Origin of the sequence: Sphingomonas sp. MS122 (assembly GCF_049532975.1) — a bacterium.
GTDB lineage: Bacteria > Pseudomonadota > Alphaproteobacteria > Sphingomonadales > Sphingomonadaceae > Sphingomonas.
In genome coordinates, this window is the sequence record NZ_CP186695.1 from 1,405,709 (window position 1) to 1,425,293 (window position 19,585).

Annotated in this window: 16 protein-coding genes; 8 read left to right on the forward strand and 8 right to left on the reverse strand. The window is 68.4% G+C overall.

What is annotated here, in order from left to right; translation table 11 throughout:
• Positions 1-18 precede the first annotated feature (18 nt).
• Positions 19-1,590: a bifunctional phosphoribosylaminoimidazolecarboxamide formyltransferase/IMP cyclohydrolase gene (gene purH / locus ACO227_RS06775; RefSeq protein WP_423606317.1), complete on the forward strand. Its 1,572-nt coding sequence runs from the start codon at positions 19-21 to the stop codon at positions 1,588-1,590.
• A 78-nt stretch (positions 1,591-1,668) separates the two neighbouring features.
• Here purH and ACO227_RS06780 read toward each other — a convergent pair whose 3' ends face one another.
• The 6 genes from ACO227_RS06780 to nadB form a co-directional block, all read right to left on the reverse strand.
• On the reverse strand, positions 1,669-3,171 hold the full coding sequence (locus ACO227_RS06780; RefSeq protein WP_423606319.1) for a lipopolysaccharide biosynthesis protein: 1,503 nt from the start codon (positions 3,169-3,171) through the stop codon (positions 1,669-1,671).
• A gap of 97 nt (positions 3,172-3,268) precedes the next feature.
• Positions 3,269-6,037: a DNA polymerase I gene (polA, locus tag ACO227_RS06785; RefSeq protein WP_423606321.1), complete on the reverse strand. Its 2,769-nt coding sequence runs from the start codon at positions 6,035-6,037 to the stop codon at positions 3,269-3,271.
• Between the two features lie 66 nt (positions 6,038-6,103).
• A complete protein-coding gene (locus ACO227_RS06790; RefSeq protein WP_423606323.1) occupies positions 6,104-6,841 on the reverse strand; it encodes a hypothetical protein in 738 nt (245 codons plus the stop codon).
• Positions 6,842-6,914: 73 nt separating this feature from the next.
• Complete coding sequence (locus ACO227_RS06795; RefSeq protein ID WP_423606324.1) at positions 6,915-7,616, reverse strand: 2OG-Fe(II) oxygenase; 702 nt, start codon at positions 7,614-7,616, stop codon at positions 6,915-6,917.
• An 88-nt stretch (positions 7,617-7,704) separates the two neighbouring features.
• Positions 7,705-8,808 carry a serine hydrolase gene (locus ACO227_RS06800; protein WP_423607289.1) on the reverse strand — a complete coding sequence of 368 codons (1,104 nt, stop codon included), beginning with the start codon at positions 8,806-8,808 and terminating at the stop codon, positions 7,705-7,707.
• 125 nt (positions 8,809-8,933) lie between these two features.
• Positions 8,934-10,532: an L-aspartate oxidase gene (gene nadB, locus ACO227_RS06805; protein ID WP_423606326.1), complete on the reverse strand. Its 1,599-nt coding sequence runs from the start codon at positions 10,530-10,532 to the stop codon at positions 8,934-8,936.
• Positions 10,533-10,634: 102 nt separating this feature from the next.
• Here nadB and ACO227_RS06810 point away from each other — a divergent pair, with 102 nt between their 5' ends.
• A complete protein-coding gene (locus ACO227_RS06810; RefSeq protein ID WP_423606328.1) occupies positions 10,635-11,543 on the forward strand; it encodes an alpha/beta hydrolase family esterase in 909 nt (302 codons plus the stop codon).
• A 181-nt stretch (positions 11,544-11,724) separates the two neighbouring features.
• Here the strand turns inward: ACO227_RS06810 and ACO227_RS06815 are convergent, their stop codons facing one another.
• Complete coding sequence (locus ACO227_RS06815; protein WP_423606329.1) at positions 11,725-12,651, reverse strand: ABC transporter ATP-binding protein; 927 nt, start codon at positions 12,649-12,651, stop codon at positions 11,725-11,727.
• A gap of 46 nt (positions 12,652-12,697) precedes the next feature.
• Entirely contained in the window at positions 12,698-14,746 is a 2,049-nt protein-coding gene (locus tag ACO227_RS06820) for a putative bifunctional diguanylate cyclase/phosphodiesterase (protein ID WP_423606331.1), read from the reverse strand.
• Positions 14,747-14,908: 162 nt separating this feature from the next.
• Between ACO227_RS06820 and ACO227_RS06825 the strand changes: the two genes are divergently transcribed.
• The 6 genes from ACO227_RS06825 to ACO227_RS06850 all read left to right on the forward strand — a co-directional run bounded on the left by ACO227_RS06825 (position 14,909) and on the right by ACO227_RS06850 (position 19,544).
• Positions 14,909-15,139: a zinc-finger domain-containing protein gene (locus tag ACO227_RS06825; protein WP_331028940.1), complete on the forward strand. Its 231-nt coding sequence runs from the start codon at positions 14,909-14,911 to the stop codon at positions 15,137-15,139.
• Positions 15,140-15,157: 18 nt separating this feature from the next.
• On the forward strand, positions 15,158-16,579 hold the full coding sequence (gene tldD / locus ACO227_RS06830) for a metalloprotease TldD (protein ID WP_423606334.1): 1,422 nt from the start codon (positions 15,158-15,160) through the stop codon (positions 16,577-16,579).
• Positions 16,576-17,403 (forward strand): arylamine N-acetyltransferase family protein, encoded by an 828-nt coding sequence (locus ACO227_RS06835; RefSeq protein WP_423606336.1) that lies wholly within the window; start codon positions 16,576-16,578, stop codon positions 17,401-17,403. The genes tldD and ACO227_RS06835 overlap by 4 nt, the downstream gene beginning before the upstream one ends.
• A complete protein-coding gene (locus ACO227_RS06840) occupies positions 17,403-17,606 on the forward strand; it encodes a DUF2007 domain-containing protein (RefSeq protein WP_423606337.1) in 204 nt (67 codons plus the stop codon). The genes ACO227_RS06835 and ACO227_RS06840 overlap by 1 nt, the downstream gene beginning before the upstream one ends.
• Positions 17,607-17,748: 142 nt before the next feature.
• Entirely contained in the window at positions 17,749-18,087 is a 339-nt protein-coding gene (locus ACO227_RS06845; protein ID WP_066578278.1) for a P-II family nitrogen regulator, read from the forward strand.
• Positions 18,088-18,101: 14 nt separating this feature from the next.
• Positions 18,102-19,544, forward strand: a complete 1,443-nt coding sequence (locus ACO227_RS06850) for an ammonium transporter (protein WP_423606340.1) — start codon at positions 18,102-18,104, stop codon at positions 19,542-19,544.
• The last annotated feature ends 41 nt before the right edge of the window (positions 19,545-19,585 follow it).

Sequence of the window (19,585 nt, forward strand, 5' to 3'; positions counted from 1 at the left end):
TGCCTAAAGGCCGCGCGCATGACCAGCATCCCCATCAAGCGCGCTCTCCTCTCGGTCTCCGACAAGACCGGCATCGTCGAGCTCGGACAAGCCCTTGCTGCAAAGGGTGTCGAGCTCGTCTCGACCGGCGGCACCGCCAAGGCATTGCGCGACGCGGGGCTGGAGGTGCGCGACATCTCCGACCTCACCGGCTTTCCGGAGATGATGGACGGCCGCGTCAAGACGCTCCACCCGGTGGTCCATGGCGGCCTGCTCGCGGTGCGCGACGATGCCCAGCACATGGCGTCGGCGAGCGAGCATGCGATCGGCATGATCGACCTGGTGGTGGTCAATCTCTACCCCTTCGCGCGGACCGTGGCGAAGGGAGCGGGCCGCGACGAGATCATCGAGAATATCGATATCGGCGGTCCCTCGATGGTCCGCTCGGCCGCCAAGAACCACGCTTATGTCGCGATCGTCACCGATCCCGCAGACTATGACGTGGTCGCGGCGGGCGAGACCAGTCTCGAGGATCGCCGCCGCTTCGCTGCCAAGGCCTATGCGCTGACCGCACAGTACGACGCGGCGATCGCGAGCTGGTTCGCCTTCGCCGATCAGGGCGAACGCTTCCCGGCGACACTCCCGCTGGTGTTCCGGCGCGGCGAGGAATTGCGCTACGGCGAGAATCCGCACCAGGCGGCCGCGCTCTACCTCCCGGCCGGCCCGGCTGCGTCGGGCATTGCCCAGGCCGAGCAGCTCCAGGGCAAGGCGCTCAGCTACAACAATTACAACGATGCCGACGCCGCGCTCGAGCTGGTCAGCGAGTTCCGCGACGGCCCGCCGACGGTGGTGATCGTCAAGCACGCCAACCCCTGTGGGGTGGCCACCGCCGATACGCTGGTCGACGCCTACAGGGCCGCGCTCGCCTGTGACTCGGTGTCGGCGTTCGGCGGGATCATCGCCCTCAATCGCCCGCTCGATGCCGAGACGGCGAAGGCGATCGGCGAGATCTTCACCGAAGTCGTCGTCGCGCCGGGCGCGAGCGACGAGGCGAAGGCGATCTTCGCCGCCAAGAAGAACCTGCGCCTGCTGGTCTGCGACGCGCTGCCCGATCCGGCGCGGCCGGGGCTGATGCTCAAGACGATCGCCGGCGGCGCGCTGGTCCAGTCGCGCGACAATGGCCGCGTCACGCAGACCGACCTCAAGGTCGTCACCAAGCGCGCGCCGACGGCGCAGGAGCTCGCCGACTGCCTGTTCGCCTGGACCGTCGCCAAGCACGTCAAGTCGAACGCGATCGTCTATGCCAAGGGCGGCAGCACCGCCGGCATCGGCGCGGGGCAGATGAACCGCCTCGAATCCGCCCGCATCGCGGCGTGGAAGGCGAAGGATGCCGCCGACAAGGCCGGCTGGAGCGAGCCGCGCACGATCGGTTCGGCGGTCGCCTCGGATGCCTTCTTCCCCTTCGCCGACGGCCTGCTCGCCGCGGTCGAGGCTGGCGCGACGGCGGTGATCCAGCCCGGCGGCTCGATCCGCGACGAGGAAGTGATCGCCGCGGCGGATGAAGCGGGCCTGGCGATGGTGTTCACCGGAATGCGCCACTTCCGGCATTAGTTCTCAGCTTCGCTGAAGCGGCACCGGCCGGCTCCCCACTCGGCCACCTGCGCATTCGACGCAGTCGAATTAAACTAGCTAGGCGTTGCCCTCCTTGGGCAGCTTCTTGAACAGCTTGCGATCCTCCTCGCCGAACGCCCATTTGCCGATCACGGCGAAATAGGTGAGGAAGATCGCCGGCACGCCGACCGACAGCTCGATCCATTCGAGATGGTGGGGCAGCTGGGTGAAGGCCCAGCCGACGGTGCCGGCCACCACGATCGCCGCGACGAAGCCGGGGCGCAGGCTGAACACCGATGCCTTGGTCATCCGCGCCAGCATCCAGCATTTGATCGTCGAGCCCAGCGCGAGCGTCACCGCCAGCGCCACCGCGGGCCCCGCCGCCTGATAATTCACGTCCCAGCCGAAGTCGCGCATCAGGAAGACCAGCGCGAAGGAGAGCGCCGCCTGGAAGCCGAGCAGCAGCATCGACACCATCAGGTTGCGGTGCCGCGCCATGTAGACGAGTCCCGCCTCGGACACGGCGCCGGGCGAGGCGAGCACCTCGGCGGCGAGCAGGAAGCACAAGGCGCCAGCCCCCGCGACGAACTGCGGGCCGACCACGCCCATCACGCCCTCTGCCGGGATGCCGCCCATCAGCAGCAAGGCGGCCTGCGCGGTGATGATCCAGAAGGCGACCTGCTTCACCTGCTCGGCGATCGCCGCGCGGTTCCCGGCGGCAAGGTTGCGCGCGATCACCGGGCCCAGGATCGGGTCGAAGCTGGTCTTGAGCTTCTGCGGGATCGAGGCGACCTGCTGCGCCATGTAATAGATGCCGACGATCGCCGGCGGGAACAGCAGGCCGAGGATGAAGCGATCGATGTTGCGCGTGCCCCATTCGATCGCGTCGGCGCCGGCGAGCGGGACGTTGCGCCGCGCGAGCTGAAGCAATGGCGTCACCCGCGGCGACCAGCCGTGCGGCAGGCCGTAGCTGCGGATGAAGGGAACGAGGCTCGCCACCAGCGCCGCCGCCATCGACAGGACATAGGCGATGATGAGGCCGTCGCGCGACGAGGCGTAATAGAGCACCCAGGCGCCGATGCTGATCGTCCACGGCTCGACGATCGCGCGTGCGGTCACCGCCGCCTTCACATTGCCGCGATAGGCGAGCGCGGCGAGGCTGACGTCGGACCAGGCGATCGCGAAGACGATCACGGGCAGCAGCCCCTCCAGCCCGGTGACCTGGCTGTTGGCGTACATGATCTGCGGGAAGGTGAAGAGCACCGCGCTCGCGATCATCGAGACGACGAAGGCCACGACCATCCCGTCCCACACGACATGTGCGTGCGGGCGATCGGTCGAGGCCAGCGCTTGCGCGAGCCCGCGCTTGAGCCCCAGCGTCGCAAGCAACGCCGCCAACTCGACCACCACGATCGCAAGCGCGAACCGCCCGACGATCTCCGGCCCGTAGAGGCGCCCGGCGATGAACAGGAAGGGCAGGCGCGCGGCGAGCCGCAACACGAATCCGAAGAAGTTGGTTCGCCCGCCCTTGGCGAGCGCGGCGATGTCGTCGGAGGGGGCCGGGCGCGCGTCGGCGGTCACGCGCCGGCCTCGACCGTTCGCCGCAGGCGGCGTCGAGAAGCCTCTCCGGTCCCCATGTCCCCGCCGGTTTCGCCCGAAACGAACGAAATTGCCATCGTCAATGCGCTGCGCCCCAGCTCGGCCCGGTGCCGATCTCGACGCCGAGCGGCACGGTGAGCTTCACCGCCGGCTCCGCCGCGGTCTCCATCACATGGCGGATGATCGGCGTCGCCGCTTCCGCGTCGCGCTCGGGAAGCTCGAACACCAGCTCGTCGTGCACCTGCATCAGCATCTTGACGTCGTGCAGGCCCGCGTCCCGCAGCGCCGGGCCCATCCGCGCCATCGCGCGCTTGATGATGTCGGCGCTGGTGCCCTGGATCGGGGCGTTGATCGCGGCACGCTCGCTGCCGCCGCGCTCGTTGGGGTTGGGCGACTTGAGGCGCGGGAAGTGCGTCTTCCGCCCGAACAACGTCTCGGTATAGCCGCGCGCCTTGGCGTCGTTGAGCGTGTCGGCGATGTAGCGGCTGATGCCGGGGAAGCGCTCGAAATAGCGGTCGATCATCGCCTGCGCCTCGTCGGGCGTCACGTCGAGCCGGCCGGCGAGTCCCCAGCGGCTGATGCCGTAGAGGATCGCGAAGTTGATCGTCTTGGCGCGCCCGCGGGTGTCGCGGTTGACCTCGCCGAACAGCTCGGTCGCGGTCATGTTGTGGATATCGTCCCCGCGCTCGAACGCCTCGCGCAGCTGCGGCACGTCGGCGATGTGCGCCGCGAGCCGCAGCTCGATCTGCGAATAGTCGGCCGAGAGGATGACGTTGCCCGGCTCGGCGACGAAGGCGTCGCGGATCTGCCGCCCGACCTCGGTGCGCACCGGGATGTTCTGGAGGTTCGGGTCAGTCGAGGACAGCCGCCCGGTCTGCGCACCGGTCAGCGAATAGCTGGTGTGGACGCGCCCCGTCGCCGGGTTGATCTGCGCCTGCAGCGCGTCGGTATAGGTCGATTTGAGCTTGGTCAGCTGGCGCCAGTCGAGCACCTTGACCACCATCTCGCGCCCCGGCGAATCCTTGTCCGCGGCGATCCGCTCGAGCTCGTTGACGTCGGTCGAATAGACGCCCGACTTGCCCTTGCGCCCGCCCTTGATCCCCATCTTGTCGAACAGCACGTCGCCGAGCTGCTTGGGGCTGCCGATCGTGAACTTGAACCCGGCGATCCCGTGGATCTCCTCCTCGAGCGCCGCGATCTGCCTGGAGAAGTCGTCGGAGAGCTTCGCCAGCACCCCGGCATCGACCTTGACCCCGGCCAGCTCCATGCCGGCGATCACCCGCGCCAGCGGCCGGTCGACCATCTCATAGACTCGCGTCGCGCCCTCGAACGGCAGGCGCGGCTTGAAGCGCCGCCACAACCGCAGCGTGACGTCGGCATCCTCGGCGGCATAGCGCGTCGCGGCCTTGAGATCGACTTCCTGGAAGCCGAGCTGCTTCTTGCCCGTGCCGACCACCTCCTTGTAGGCGATGCACGAGTGCGAGAGATGCGTCGCGGCGAGCTCGTCCATGCCGTGCCCGTGCAGGCCGGCGTCGAGGTCGAAGCTCATCACGATCGTGTCGTCATAGGGCGCGACCTCGATTCCGCAGCGCGACAGCACGATCAGGTCGTATTTGATGTTGTGCCCGATCTTGAGCACCGCCGGGTCCTCGAGCAGCGGCTTGAGCTTGGCGATCACCAGGTCGCGGTCGAGCTGGGCCGGCTTCTCGGCGAACATGTCGGTGCCGCCATGCGCCACCGGGATGTAGCAGGCGAGGTTGGGCTGAAGCGCCATGCTGACCCCGACCAGCTCGGCGCGAGTCGCGTCGACCCCGGTGGTCTCGGTGTCGATCGCCACCCAGCCCTGATGCCGTGCGTTGACGATCCAGCGGTCGAGCGCGGTTTCGTCGACCACCGTCTCATAGCCGTCGTGGTCGCACGGCGGATCGTCGGGCAGCGGCACCGGCTCGGGACTCTCGACCGGCGCATCCGCCACGGTCGTGCCGGCGCTGCTCAGCCGCGCGAGCAACGACTTGAACCCGTGATGCTCTAGGAACGCGCGCAGCGGCGCGTCGGGAATGCCCTTGAGCTCGAGCTCCTCGAGCGGATCGGGCAGCGGCACGTCGCACGACAGCTCGACCAGCTTGCGCGACAGCCGCGCCATCTCGGCATGCTCGATCAGATTGTCGCGCAGCTTGCCCGGCTTCATCGACGGTGCCGCCGCCAGTACGGCCTCGACATCGCCATGCTCGGTGATCAGCTTGGCCGCGGTCTTGGGGCCGATTCCGGGCACGCCGGGGACGTTGTCGACGCTGTCGCCCATCAGCGCCAGCACCTCGCCCAGCTTGTCGGGATAGACGCCGAACTTCTCGAACGTCGCCTCGGGCCCCAGCCGGCGGTTGTTCATCGTGTCGAGCATGTCGACCGAGGGATCGGTCATCAGCTGCATCAGGTCCTTGTCGGAGCTGACGATCGTCACCGACCAGCCCTGCGCCAGCGCCGCCTTGGTGTAGGAGGCGATCAGGTCGTCGGCCTCCCAGCCCAGTTCCTCGATGCACGGCAGGCTGAAGGCGCGCGTCGCGTCGCGGATCATCGGGAACTGGGGCACCAGATCCTCGGGCGCGGGCGGGCGGTGCGCCTTGTACTGGTCGTAGAGCTCGTTGCGGAAGGTGTGCTCGCTCTTGTCGAGAATCACCGCCATGTGCGTCGGGCCGTCGGCCTTGTGCAGCTCGTCGGCGAGCTTCCACAGCATCGTCGTATAGCCATAGACGGCGCCGACCGGCTCGCCATGCTTGTTCGTCAGCGGCGGCAGCCGGTGATAGGCGCGGAAGATATAGCCGGAGCCGTCGACCAGGTAGAGATGGGGCATGGCCGACGGGATAGCCGAGCGGGCGAGCGGAACAAAGCCCCAAGCGGCCGTCCGCTCGCCCGAGGTTCAGGCCATCACGACATTCTGCAGCGAGAAGCTGAACGGAAGGGCATTGGGGCCCGCGCCGCCGCCGGTCATCACGATGTCGGCGCTGGCGATGCCCAGCAGCGAGATCTCGGTATTGACGTCGGAGAGGATCGCCGCGTTCATCACCGAGCCTTGCTCGACTTGCGACACGACGCCGATCCAGATCGTCGGCTTGAACTGGAACACGGCCTTTTGCTGGGGCGCGATGCCGGTCCTGGTCGCGAACAGCTTGCCGTCCTTGAAGATATTGGCGCTCACCGCGCCCTGCGGCAGCGCGTTGAGCAGCTGGATCTCGTTCGGGGCGGTGGCCGGCCCGTGCGCGACCAGCTGGTCGCCCGAGGCGGCGCGCTGCACCGCGAAGGCCTGGCCGGCCGGCGCGTCCGTCTGCGGCGTGAAGTTCCCCCAGCTGTCGCTCGCGCCGATCGTCTGGCCCATCGGGTAGACGAACGGATGATTCCAGCCCTGCCCGCAATTCTGGATCACGCGCCAGGCGACCGCGAGCTCGTCGAAGCTGGTCGCGATGTTCTTTGCGAAGATGACGACCTGGGAATTGTTCACGTCGTTGGAGTGGTTGATGAAATTGAGCGCCACCTCCGGCAGGTAACCGCTCTGCTGCGGCGCGTAACCGGCAGCTTCCGTCTGGTCCTCGGCAAAGACGACGACCTTGGAGGCGTCGCTGTCGCCGGAATCGTTGATGAAGTTCGTGGTCTCATCCATCGCGCTTCTCCCCTGTTCGTAGGCGAAGACCTGGCTGCACCAGAATCGTGACAATGCCGGTACGATCCTTGGTTTATGCCGCGTCATGGAAGATGATGCCGAGCGTGTGGCGCCGCCCGCGCCGGATCGCGCTCACGCCGTGGCGCATCGTCACGCGATAGTCGCCGCGGCTGCCGTGCACCGGGCGCTGGCTGACCGCGAACACTACCGCATCGCCCTGGCCGAGCGGCACCACCGCCGCCCGCGACTGCATCCGCGGCCGCTGCTCGGTCAGCACCAGCTCGCCGCCGTCGAACGCCGCGCCCGGCGCCGACAGCAGCACCGCGACCTGGAGCGGGAAGACATGCTCGCCATAGAGGTCCTGATGCAGGCAGTTATAGTCGCCGGGGCCGTAGCGCAGCAGCAGCGGGGTCGGGCGCGTCTGCCCGCCGGCATGGCATTCGGCGAGGAACTCGTCATGCATCGCGGGAAAGCGCCGATCCAGCCCCAGCCGCGCGTGCCAGCGGTTCGCGATCGCCGCGAGATGCGGATAGAGTGCGGTCCGCAGCGCCGACACCAGCGGCGGCAGCGGATAGGCGAAATAGCGATATTCGCCGCGTCCGAACCCGTGCCGTGCCATCGTCACCGTGCTGCGGAACGGCGCATCCTCGTCATAGGCGGCGGCGAGGCCGGCGCAGGCGCTGGGCGAGAGCAGTCCGGGAAGCACCGCCCAGCCTTCCTGATCGAGTGCGGTTTCGATGGCGGGCCAGTCGTGGCGAGCGGGCGTACAGGTCATGCCGCGGCGTCTAGGCCGCAGCTGCGTGCCACGCCTCCCGGCGCTTGCGTTCGAACTTGTCGGTGCCCGGACTTACGGGTGCCCGAACCTACTGGTGATTGGCGACGATCGAGGCGACCACCGCCTGCATCAGCTCCTGGCGCTCCTTGATCGGGCGCGGCGTGTCGCCGATCATCACCGCGATCGAATAGGATTTGCCGTCGGGCGCGGTCAGGATGCCGACATCGTTATAGCCCGCGGTGCGCCCGCCCAGATTCTGGCCCGTGCCGGTCTTGTGCCCGAAGGTCCAGCCCGGCGGCACCGCGCCGCGCAGCCGGAACTTGCCGGTGCGCGAGGCTTCCATCACCGTCGTCAGCCAGCGGCTCGACGAGGGCGAGAGGATCTCGCCGGCCTTGAGCCGCGCCAGCGCCAGCGCGATCGCCGCAGGCGCCGCGCCGTCGGGCGGATCGGCGACATAGGCGTTGTACGCGGCGCGGCGCACCGTCGGCGAAAGTGCCGCGCGCGCCTGCTGGAAGGCACCGCCCATCGAATATTCGGGCTTCCATTCGAGCCCCGCGGTGCCGGCCTGCAACAGCCGCTCGCCCGGGCCGAAGCGGATGTCGCCCAGCCCCTTGTCGCGGATGAAGGCGCGCACCGCCTCGGGCCCGCCGACCAGATGGAGCAGCCGGTCGTTGGCGGTATTGTCGCTCTGCTGCATCGCGCGCAGCAGCAGCTCGCGCACCGTGGTGCGATAGACGCCGTCCCGCACCACCAGCGAGGCGATCGGCTGGTGGAAGACCGTGAGATTCTCGCGCGTCAGCGTGACCGGATCGTCGAGCGTCAGCTTGCCGCGGTCGCGCGCGTCGAGCACGGTCATCGCCACCCACAGCTTGGAGACGCTCTGCTGCGGCATGCGCCGCGCGCCATTGGCGTCGATCTGCCAGCCCTGGTCGAGGCTGCGCACGGACACGCCGACGACGCCGCCGAAATTGCGCGTGAGCGTGGTGATGCTGGACTGGAGCATGGCCGGCGCGGGCGCGACCGGCAGCGGCCGCGGCGCCGGGGGGACGCTCATCGTGACGCGATAGCTCGGCGGCACCAGGTTATGCGGCACGTCCTGCGAATGAACGCCAGCGCCGATCAGCAGCGCGGGCGCGAGCCCACCCAGCGTCAATGCCCGTTGAACGATCGAGAAATCCTGCAGTGCCAACACGCTCACACCACCCCTTGCCCAATGTGATCATGTCTCAATGAACCGGGCTGGTTCAAGGGGATTGATGCCAAGCTGCGACGAATGCCGTTAATATGACGGTAAAGCGTGAACAAAGCGGCGAGGAATCAAGGAACTAGCACCGTATCGACGGCGTCCGGCGCGGTTTCCGGATAGTCGAGCGTATAGTGCAGCCCCCGGCTTTCGTGGCGGTGGAGCGCCGACCGCACGATCAGCTCGGCCGCCTGGAGCAGGTTTCTGAGCTCGATCAGGTCGGGGGTGACGCGGAAATGGCCGTAATAGTCGGCAACCTCCTCGTTGAGCAGCTTGATACGATGCGCAGCGCGCTCGAGCCGCTTGGTCGTGCGCACGATTCCGACGTAATTCCACATGAAGCGGCGGATTTCGGTCCAGTTCTGCTTGATCACCACCTCCTCGTCGGAATCGGTGACGCGGCTCTCGTCCCACGGCCGGATCGGGGGCGGCGGGGGAAGGTCGCTCCAGTTGGCGATGATGTGCTTCGCCGCCGCCTCGCCGAACACGAAGCATTCGAGCAGCGAGTTGCTCGCCAGGCGGTTGGCGCCGTGCAGCCCGCTCTCGGTGCACTCGCCCGCGGCGTAGAGGCCGGGCAGGTCGGTGCGCCCGTCGAGATCGATGACGATGCCGCCGCAGGTATAATGCTGTGCCGGCACCACCGGGATCGGCCCGGTGGTCATGTCGATGCCGAGGCCGATCAGCTTCTCGTAGATGTTGGGGAAATGCCCCTTCACGAACTCGGCCGGCATGTGGCTGATGTCGAGATGGACATAGTCGAGGCCGTAGCGCTTGATCTCGGCGTCGATCGCGCGCGCCACCACGTCGCGCGGCGCCAGCTCCATGCGCTCGGCGTCGTAATAGGTCATGAAGCGCTTGCCGGTGGTCGGGTTGATCAGCCGCCCGCCTTCGCCGCGCACCGCCTCGGTGATCAGGAAGTTCTTGACCTCGAGATTGTAGAGGCAGGTCGGGTGGAACTGCATCATCTCCATGTTCGAGATGCGGCAGCCCGCGCGCCACGCCATCGCGATGCCGTCGCCGGTCGCCCCCTTGGGCGCGGTCGAGAAGAGATAGGTGCGCCCCGCGCCCCCGGTCGCCAGGATCGTGGCATGGGCGGTGAACAGCTCGACATGGCCGGTGGCGCGGTTGACGGCGTAGACGCCCCACACATTGCCCGCGCCCGAATAGCGTTCCTCGTGCCGGCTGGTGGCGAGATCGATCGCGACCATGTCGGGCACCAGGCGGATGTTGGGATGCGCGCTCGCGGCGCGGATCAGCGCCTCCTGCACCGCCCAGCCGGTGGCGTCGTCGACATGGACGATGCGGCGCGCGCTGTGTCCGCCCTCGCGCGTCAGGTGCCAGCCCTCGCCGTCGCCATCGACGTTGAAGGGGACGCCGAGCTGCGCCAGCCGCTCGATCGCCGCGGGCGCGTTCTCGACCACGAACTCGACCGTCGCGCGATCGTTGAGCCCGGCGCCAGCGATCATCGTGTCGGCGATGTGCGCCTCGAACGTGTCGCCGGGCTCGAGCACCGCGGCGATCCCGCCCTGCGCCCAGGCGGTCGAGCCCTCGTTGAGCGCCCCCTTGGCCAGCACCGTCACGTTGAACCGGTCGGCGAGGTTGAGCGCCGCGGTCAGCCCCGCCGCGCCCGAGCCGACGATCAGCACATCGGATTGCTGGGATTCACTGGCCACGCATCGCTCCTTTCGCCGGGCGGGGACCCGCTATGCGGCAAACGCGCGTGAAATCAAACGCCGCGGTCGCCAAGCTTTTGTCGCTGCTCTAGAAGCGCCGCCATGCGCCTGCCGATCGTCCCCGCCCTCCTCCTAGTAGCGCTCGCCGCCCTGATCCCCGCCGCGAGCGCGGCCCCGCGCTGCACGCTCGCCGAGCCCGGCATCACCAAGCGCGTGACGGTGGGCGACACCGGCCGCGCGATGCTGGTCCACATGCCGGCAGATTATCGTCCCGGCACGCGCCTGCCGCTGCTGTTCGCGCTGCACGGCAGCGGCGGGGACGGCGCGGCGATCCTCGCGCAATCGGGTCTCGTCGCCACCAGCGACCGCCACGGCTTCCTGCTCGCCGCGCCCGATGGCGGGATCCCGGTCGAGCGCGGCTTCGTGTGGAACATCCCCGGCGTGCCGACGGTCACGGGCAAGGTACCGGGACCGGGCGACGCGGACGACATCGCCTTCATCCGCGCCGCGATCGGCTGGCTCGTCGCGCAGGGCTGCGCAGACCCGGCGCGCGTCTATTCGACCGGCCTGTCGGGCGGCGGGCGGATGACGTCATGGCTCGGCTGCGTCGCGGCGGACAAGTTCGCGGCGATCGCGCCGGTGGTCGGCTTGCGCGCGGGCAACCCGCTCGCGGCTGATCCCCAGCGCCCCGATCCCGCCACCTGCCGCCCTGCCAAGCCCATGCCGGTGATCGCATTCGCCGGCGACAGGGACGGCACCAATCCGATCCAGGGCGGCGGCGCGGGCTATTGGCAATATCCGATGGACGCCGCGCTGGCGCGCTGGAGCGAGCTCAACGACTGCCGCGCCGGGCCGCTGCGCAGGGACCTCGCCGCCGACCGCTACGAGCAGCTCTACACCGCGTGCCGCGCGCGCAGCGAGGTGGCGGCGCAGGTCACCCGTGGCGCCGGCCATGTCTGGACCGCCGACAATGACGCGATGTGGCGCTTCCTCTCGCGGCATCGGCGCTAGGCCGCTCACGCCCCGCCGCGCCTGCATCATTTAGAACTTTCCTACAGACCCTCATCCGGCATATCTGGATGGTCCGATGCGAGATTCGGGCGCCTTCCTCGATCTAGCGGCATCGTTCGCGATCCGTCGCGAAGCGCGAAAGCGGCGCCGATAGTGTCAAGCCAGTGTCAACTTCCGCGCGTCAGGCCGTGTTGGCCGCCCGGGTCAGGCTCAGGAAGACATCCTCCAGGTCGGCCTCGCGCGTGCTCACGTCGACGATGCCGAACCCCGCCGCCTGCACCGCGCCGAGCACCTCGCCGGCGTTCGCCTGGTCCTTGCGATAGGTGATGACGAGCGTGCGCTCGCCCTTCGCCTCGATTCGCTGGAAGCAGCGATTGTCGGGCACCGCGGCGATGTCGCGGTCCACCGTCACCTCGACCGCCTTCTCCTGCGTCTTGCCGACCAGCTCGCGCGTCGGCTCGTTGGCGATCAGCCGGCCGTGGTTGATGATCGCGATGCGGTCGCACAGCTCCTCGGCCTCCTCGAGATAGTGCGTGGTCAGCACCACCGTCGTCCCGCGCTCGTTGAGCGTGCGGACATAGGCCCAGAGCTGCTGGCGCAGCTCGATGTCGACGCCGGCGGTGGGCTCGTCGAGCACCAGCACGGGCGGCGCGTGCACCATCGCCTTGGCCACCATCAGCCGCCGCTTCATGCCCCCCGACAGCGTGCGCGAATAGGCGTTGGCCTTGTCCTCCAGATGCACCGCGCGCAGCAGCTCCAGCGAGCGCCGCTCGGCCCTGGGCACGCCATAGAGTCCCGCCTGGATCTCCAGCGTCTCCACGGGCGTGAAGAAGGGATCGAACAGGATCTCCTGGTTGACGATCCCGATCGCGCGCTTGGCGTTGCGCGGATGCTGGTCGATGTCGAAGCCCCATACGCTGGCGCGCCCGCCGGTCTTGTTGACGAGGCCTGCGAGGATGTTGATCAGCGTCGACTTGCCCGCGCCATTGGGTCCCAGCAGCCCGAAGATCTGCCCGCGCGGTACGGTGAAGCTCACATCGTCGAGCGCCTGCTTGCCGCCCGCATAGACCTTGGAAAGCCCGTCGATTTCGATTGCCGCGTCGCTCATGCGCGCTGACTTGGAACCGCGGTGCCGCCTTGGCAAGCGAAACCGGCTATGCCGCGCGCGAGTCCCCCGGGCGCTGCGCCGGCTGCTCGCCCGGCGTGCCGACCGGCGAAGGCAGGGGCCGCCCGAGGAGGAAGCCCTGCACCTCGTCGCAGCCCTCGCGCCGCAGCGCGCTGAGCTGGTCGGCGGTCTCGATCCCTTCGGCCAGGATCGGGATCGACAGGCTCTTGCCCAGCGCCAGGACGGCGCGGATGATCGCGATCGCCTGCGGGCTGCTCTCGATCTCGGCGACGAAGAACTGGTCGAGCTTGATCTTGTCGAACGGGAACGCGCGCAGCGTCTCGAGCGACGAATAGCCCGTCCCGAAATCGTCGAGCGCGACGCCGACGCCCAGCGCCTTGATCTGGCGCAGCACGTGCAGCGAGCGCGCGCGGTCCGCCATGATCGCGCTCTCGGTCAGCTCGATCTCCAGCCGGCGCGGCGGCAGGCCGGTCTCCAGCATGACGCGGTGGAACAGCTGCGGCAGATCGGCATGCGCAAGCTGGACCGGCGACACGTTCACCGCCACCCGCGATTCGTGCGGCCATTGCATCGCGTCGGTGCAGGCGCGGCGCAGCACCCATTCGCCGAGCTGCAGGATCAGGCCATTCTCTTCCGCGATCGGCACGAAGACCGAGGGCGCGATGTCGCCGCGCAGGGGGTGGTTCCAGCGCACCAGCGCCTCATAGCCGGTGATGTCGCCGGTGCTGACCGACGCCTGCAGCTGATAATGGACGTCGAGCTGGTCGTTCTCGATCGCGACGCGCAGGTCGTTGGCCAGCTCGCGGCGTTGCCGGATCGCCTCGTCGAGCGCGGCGTCATAGTAGCACGGGCCCAGATGCCGCGTGCTCTTGGCCCGGTACATGGCAAGGTCGGCATTGTTGAAGAGCGTGTCCGCATCGCCGGCATCGTCGGGATAGACCGCGACGCCGATGCTCGCGCCGACCCGCGTCTCGAACGCTCCGATCTTGAGCGGGGCGCGCAGGATCGCCTCGAGCTGCTCGACAAAGGCGACGAGCTCGACGCGGTCGTCGCTGTTGCGCAGCACGACGAACTCGTCGCCGCCCAGCCGCGCCACGGTCGCCTCGCTCCCGATCGCGCGCTCGATCCGGCCGGCGATCGTCACCAGCACTTCGTCGCCGGCCTTGTGACCGTGGATGTCGTTGACTTCCTTGAACCGCTCGAGATCGATCGCGATCGCGGCGAAGGAGGTGCCGGCGCTGCGCGCCTGCGCCAGCCGCGCACCCAGCGACTGCTGGAAATGGGTGCGGTTGGGAAGCCCGGTGAGCGGATCGCTCAGCGCCATGCGACGCAGGCTGTGCAGCGCGTCGGTGCGGGTCTGGCGATCCATGTAGGCGGCGAGCACGCCGGCCGCGATCACGACCAGGCCCACCAGGCCGGTGGCGAGGGCCAGCGCCACCATCGCATCGGAGCTGAGCGGCGTATCGTCGAGCCGCAGCGGCGTGACGCGCAGCGCGGTCATGGCGATGAAATGGAGCGTCGCGATCGCGGTGACCAGCAGGACGCTGCCGGTCGCGGCGCGATAACGGCCGGATCGCGCCGAGCGCAGGACCGCGAACGCCGCCGCGGCGAAGCCGATCGAACACAGCACCGAGGCGAGGACATAGCCCCAGCGCCATTCGGCGATCCCCTCGATACGATAGGCGGCCATCCCGACATAGTGCATGCTGGTGATCGCACCACCGAACACCGCGCCGCCCAGGATCGGCCAGAGACGGCCGGCCCGCGTGGCGATGCCGATGCCGATGCCGGTGCCCGCGATCGCGACGAGCAGCGAGACGATCGTCAGCACCGCGTCGAGCGTCACGGGCACCTTCGCCCGATAGGCGAGCATGGCGACGAAATGCGTGCACCAGATCGTCGCGCCCGCGGCCATCGCGGCGAGCACGATCCAGCCGAAACGCTGCGAACCCTCGGTGTGATTGGCCCGCTCGAAGGTCTGGGCAATCGCGAATGCGCCGGCACAGCAGATCGCGACGGCAACCAGGACGAGCCACGGATTATGGTCTATCGCAATGCAACGTGCGACGTCGATCATGCGGTGCTGCTTTCGCTTGTGCGTTCCGGCAGTCTGCCGGAAAAAGTCCGTCCCGGTGCATTTTACGGGTCAAATTATTGTGAGGACCTTAATTCCCGGTCCCGCGGCCTCATGCGCATCGAAGCAATTGCCGCCGCCGTGCGCCTTTGCTAACCGCGGGGCATGATCGCGCCGCCCGAAGTCACTCGCGTCACCCACCGCCGCGTCGCCTGCGACGGCGCGCATGCCGGCATCCCGGCCGCGCTCGGCCATCCGCGCGTGTTCCTCGAGATCGACGAGCACGGCTATGTCGATTGCGGCTATTGCGATCGCCGCTTCGTCCTGGCCGGCGGCCCGGCCGACGGCGCGGACCAGTCGGAACTTCCCGATCACCCGGCTGGCGCGAGCGTCTGACGCCCCTATATTCCGGGGATGTACAGCGATCCCCGTGGCTTCCTCTATCGCGACGGCTTCGACGCCGACGCCGCCCAGCGCCTGACGGCTTCGATCCTCGCAAAATCCGAGGATGGCGAGCTCTATCTCCAATATCGCAAGTCCGAGGCGTTCGGCTTCGACGACGGGCGGCTCAAGACCGCATCGTACAACACTGATTCGGGCTTCGGGCTGCGCGCGGTGAGCGGCGAGACCACCGCGTTCGCCCATGCCAACGAGATCAGCGAAGCCGCGATCCGCCGCGCCGGCGAGACGATGGCGCTGATCGATCCCGCCAAGGGGCCGCAAGCCGCGCCGCCCGCGCGCACCAACCGCCACCTCTATACTGACGCCGATCCGCTCGACCTCGTCCCGTTCGCCGACAAGGTGAACCTGTGCCAGGCGATCGACGCGGCGGCGCGTGCCCGCGATCCCCGCGTGGTGCAGGTCTCGGCGAGCCTGCTCGGCTCGTGGAGCGTGGTCGAGATCGTCCGGCCGGACGGCTTCGTCGCCACTGACGTGCGCCCGCTGGTGCGGCTCAACGTGTCGATCGTGGTCGAGGCGAATGGCCGCCGCGAGACCGGAAGCTTCGGTACCGGCGGCCGTGCGCTCTATGACCGGCTGTTCGAACCGGCGACCTGGAACCGCGCGATCGACGAGGCGCTGGCGCAGGCGCTGGTCAATCTCGACGCGGTCGATGCCCCGGCGGGCGAGATGACCGTGCTGCTCGGCCCCGGCTGGCCCGGCGTGCTGCTGCACGAGGCGGTCGGGCACGGGCTGGAAGGCGATTTCAACCGCAAGGGCACCAGCGCCTTTTCCGGCCGCATCGGCGAGCGCGTCGCGGCGCCCGGCGTCACCGTGGTCGACGATGGCTCGATCATGGACCGGCGCGGCTCGCTCTCGATCGACGACGAGGGGACGCCGACGCGCGAAACCGTGCTGATCGAGGACGGCATCCTCAAGGGCTATATGCAGGACCGCCTCAACGCGCGGCTGGTAGGGGTCGAACCCACCGGCAACGGCCGCCGCGAGAGCTTCCAGCATGCACCGATGCCGCGCATGACCAACACCTTCATGAAGGGCGGCAAGGACGATCCCGCCGAGCTGCTCGCGCGCGTCAAGAAGGGCATCTTCGCCAAGTCGTTCGGGGGCGGGCAGGTCGACATCGTGTCGGGCAAGTTCGTCTTCTCGTGCACCGAGGCGTACCGGATCGAGGACGGCAAGCTCGGCGCCCCGATCAAGGGCGCGACGCTGATCGGCGACGGACCGACCTGCCTCACCAAGGTGACCGGGATCGGCAACGACTTCGCCCTGGACGAGGGCATCGGCATGTGCGGCAAGGGCGGGCAGAGCGTGCCCGCGGGCGTCGGCCAGCCGACCCTGCTGGTCGAGGGCCTGACGGTGGGCGGCACTGCGGCGTGACGCTGGGTCCGGCCGACGTCGACGCCTATTTCGCGCGGATCGGCTGGACCGGGCCGGTCGCGGCGGATCGTGCGACGCTCGACGCGATCGCCGCGCACCATCCCGCCGCGATCCCGTTCGAGAATCTCGATCCCTATCTCGACCGCCCCGTCGATCTCGCGCCCGAGGCGCTGATGGCCAAGCTCGTCCACGGCGGGCGCGGCGGATACTGCTTCGAGCAGAACGGCCTGCTGCGCCGCGTACTCGAGGCGATCGGCTTCGCGGTCACCCCGCTCTCGGGTCGCGTGGTGTGGAACATGGATCCCGAGACGGTCACCGCGCGCACGCACATGGTGCTCCGCGTCGACCTGCCCGACGGGCCGGTGCTGATCGATTCCGGCTTCGGCAGCGCGGTGCCCACCGGCGCGCTCGACCTGATCCCCGATATCGAGCAGCCGACGCCGCACGAGCCCTTCCGCTTCGTGCGCAATGGCGAGGAGTGGCGCGCGCAGATCCGCATCGGGAGCGAATGGCGCACCACCTATCGTTTCGATCTCTCACCCCAGCAGGAGATCGATTACCTGGTCGCCAACTGGTACACCTCGACCCATCCCAGCTCGCACTTCCGCCACGGCTTGACGCTCGCTCGCCCGCTTGCCGGACGGCGGATCAGCCTGCGCGGCAACGAGCTTGCGCTTCGCGCGCTGGACGGGCCCAGCGAGCGGCGCGACCTGACCGATGCCGAGGAAATCGCCGCGGTGATCGAAGGGGACTTCGGAATCCGCATTCCCGATCGCCCCGCGCTGCTGGCCCGCCTGCGCGCCAGCCTCGCGGACGCGCGCTGATGGCGCTGGTCGAGCTTGGCCGCTTCCCGCCGCCCGAGGCGCATATCGTGATCGGCCGGCTCGAGGCCGAGGGCATTCCCGCGATCGCGTTCGATGCCGGATCCAGCATCGTCGAAGGCAGCATCGCCGCACTGATCCCGGTGCGCGTGATGGTGGACGCGGACGATCTGCTTATTGCGCGGGCAGCGCTTAACGAAGCCTAAAAATTAGGCAGGCATTCGCTCCTGCACAATTTTTTACCTTCGTGTCCTGCGATCCCGCCCCGGACTCCCGCCGAATCCGCAAATTCCGACTCTGGCACGGGCTTTGCTGAGGGTCCCCCGGTCAATTGCGAAAGGGGGCGGAATGAAACTCGTCATCGCCATCATCAAGCCGTTCAAGCTCGATGACGTCCGCGAAGCGCTCACCGAGTTGGGCGTCGCGGGCATGACCGTGACCGAGGTGAAGGGGTTCGGCCGGCAAAAGGGCCAGACCGAGATCTACCGCGGCGCGGAATACAGCACCAACATGGTGCCCAAGATCAAGATCGAGGTGGTCTGCGCATCGGATCTCGCCGGACGGGTGGTCGAGGCGATCCAGGCCGCGGCCAACACCGGCGCGATCGGCGACGGCAAGATCTTCGTGCTCGACGTCGGCCAGGCGGTGCGCATCCGCACCGGCGAGACCGACCAGACCGCGCTTTGATGAAGGGGGTTTCGATGAAGAATGGCTTGAAACTGGCCGCAGGCGTGGGTGCCACGCTGCTCGCGGCGCTGCCCGCCTGGGCACAGGAAGCGGCGGGCAACGTCGCCGAAGCGGCGCCGGCCGCGGCCGCGGCGTTCACGCCGACGGCGGAGATGGTGAACAAGGGCGACGTCGCCTGGATGCTGGTCGCCTCGGCCTTCGTGCTGATGATGTCGGTCCCGGCGCTCGCGCTCTTCTATGGCGGCCTGGTCCGCACCAAGAACATGCTGTCGGTGCTGATGCAGGTGCTGACCATCGTCTGCGTCGCGGCGCTGGTCTGGTTCTGCTGGGGCTATTCGATGGCCTTCACCAACGGCGGCGATCTCAACAAGTTCGTCGGCGGCTTCTCGAAGATGTTCCTCGCCGGCGTCGATCCGACGACCTTCGCGGCGACCTTCTCGAACGGCGTCTACCTCCCCGAATATGTCTTCGTGATCTTCCAGATGACCTTCGCCTGCATCACGCCGGCGCTGATCGTCGGCGCTTTTGCTGAGCGCGTGAAGTTCACCCCGCTGATCATCTTCGTGGTCGCGTGGCTGACGCTCGCCTATTTCCCGATCGCGCACATGGTCTGGTACTGGGCCGGTCCGGACTTCCTCCACGCCGCACCCGATGACAGCGGACTGCTCTGGGGCTGGGGCGCGCTCGACTTCGCGGGCGGCACCGTGGTGCACATCAACGCGGGCGTCGCCGGCCTGATCGGCTGCCTCGTGATCGGTCCGCGCCTCGGCTACAAGAGCGAACCGATGCCGCCGCACTCGCTGGTCATGACCATGATCGGCGCCTCGCTGCTGTGGATCGGCTGGTTCGGCTTCAACGCCGGCTCGGGTCTCGAGGCCAACGCGTTCGGTGCGCTCGCCTTCATCAACACCTTCACCGCCACCGCGGCGGCGGGCGTTGCCTGGGCGGTGATCGAGCAGATCATCCACAAGAAGCCGTCGCTGCTCGGCGCCGCCTCGGGCGTCGTCGCCGGCCTCGTCGCGATCACGCCGGCGGCGGGCTTCGCTCATCCCGGCACCGCGATCCTGCTCGGCGCCGCCGCTTCGGCGATCTGCTTCTTCTTCGTCACCACGGTGAAGAACAAGCTCAAGTACGACGACACGCTCGACGTGTTCGGCATCCACGCCGTCGGCGGCATCGTCGGCGCGATCGGCACCGGCATCGTCGCCGACCCGGCGCTCGGCGGTCAGGGCTGGATCGACTACACCGCGCCCGTCGCCAAGGCCGGCGCCTACGACATGGTCGGCCAGGTGACCACTCAGCTCTGGGCGGTCGGCACCACCGTGCTGTGGACCGGCGTGGTCAGCGCGGTGCTGTTCCTCGCGCTCAAGCACACGATCGGCCTTCGCCCGAGCAAGGAAGTCGAGACCGAGGGCCTCGACATCAACGAGCACGGCGAGCGCGCCTACAATTATTGACGAGATTGGGGCCGTGCTCCGGCGCGGCCCCTCACTTCGTT

Coding starts and splice junctions, on each gene's coding strand:
- tldD (WP_423606334.1), top strand. CDS start 15,158: ATGTACAGCGATCCCCGTGGCTTCCTCTATCGCGACGGCTTCGACGCC.
- ACO227_RS06825 (WP_331028940.1), top strand. CDS start 14,909: ATGATCGCGCCGCCCGAAGTCACTCGCGTCACCCACCGCCGCGTCGCC.
- ACO227_RS06810 (WP_423606328.1), top strand. CDS start 10,635: ATGCGCCTGCCGATCGTCCCCGCCCTCCTCCTAGTAGCGCTCGCCGCC.
- polA (WP_423606321.1), bottom strand. CDS start 6,037: ATGCCCCATCTCTACCTGGTCGACGGCTCCGGCTATATCTTCCGCGCC.
- ACO227_RS06840 (WP_423606337.1), top strand. CDS start 17,403: ATGGCGCTGGTCGAGCTTGGCCGCTTCCCGCCGCCCGAGGCGCATATC.
- ACO227_RS06820 (WP_423606331.1), bottom strand. CDS start 14,746: ATGATCGACGTCGCACGTTGCATTGCGATAGACCATAATCCGTGGCTC.
- ACO227_RS06790 (WP_423606323.1), bottom strand. CDS start 6,841: ATGGATGAGACCACGAACTTCATCAACGATTCCGGCGACAGCGACGCC.
- ACO227_RS06815 (WP_423606329.1), bottom strand. CDS start 12,651: ATGAGCGACGCGGCAATCGAAATCGACGGGCTTTCCAAGGTCTATGCG.
- ACO227_RS06795 (WP_423606324.1), bottom strand. CDS start 7,616: ATGACCTGTACGCCCGCTCGCCACGACTGGCCCGCCATCGAAACCGCA.
- purH (WP_423606317.1), top strand. CDS start 19: ATGACCAGCATCCCCATCAAGCGCGCTCTCCTCTCGGTCTCCGACAAG.
- ACO227_RS06845 (WP_066578278.1), top strand. CDS start 17,749: ATGAAACTCGTCATCGCCATCATCAAGCCGTTCAAGCTCGATGACGTC.
- ACO227_RS06850 (WP_423606340.1), top strand. CDS start 18,102: ATGAAGAATGGCTTGAAACTGGCCGCAGGCGTGGGTGCCACGCTGCTC.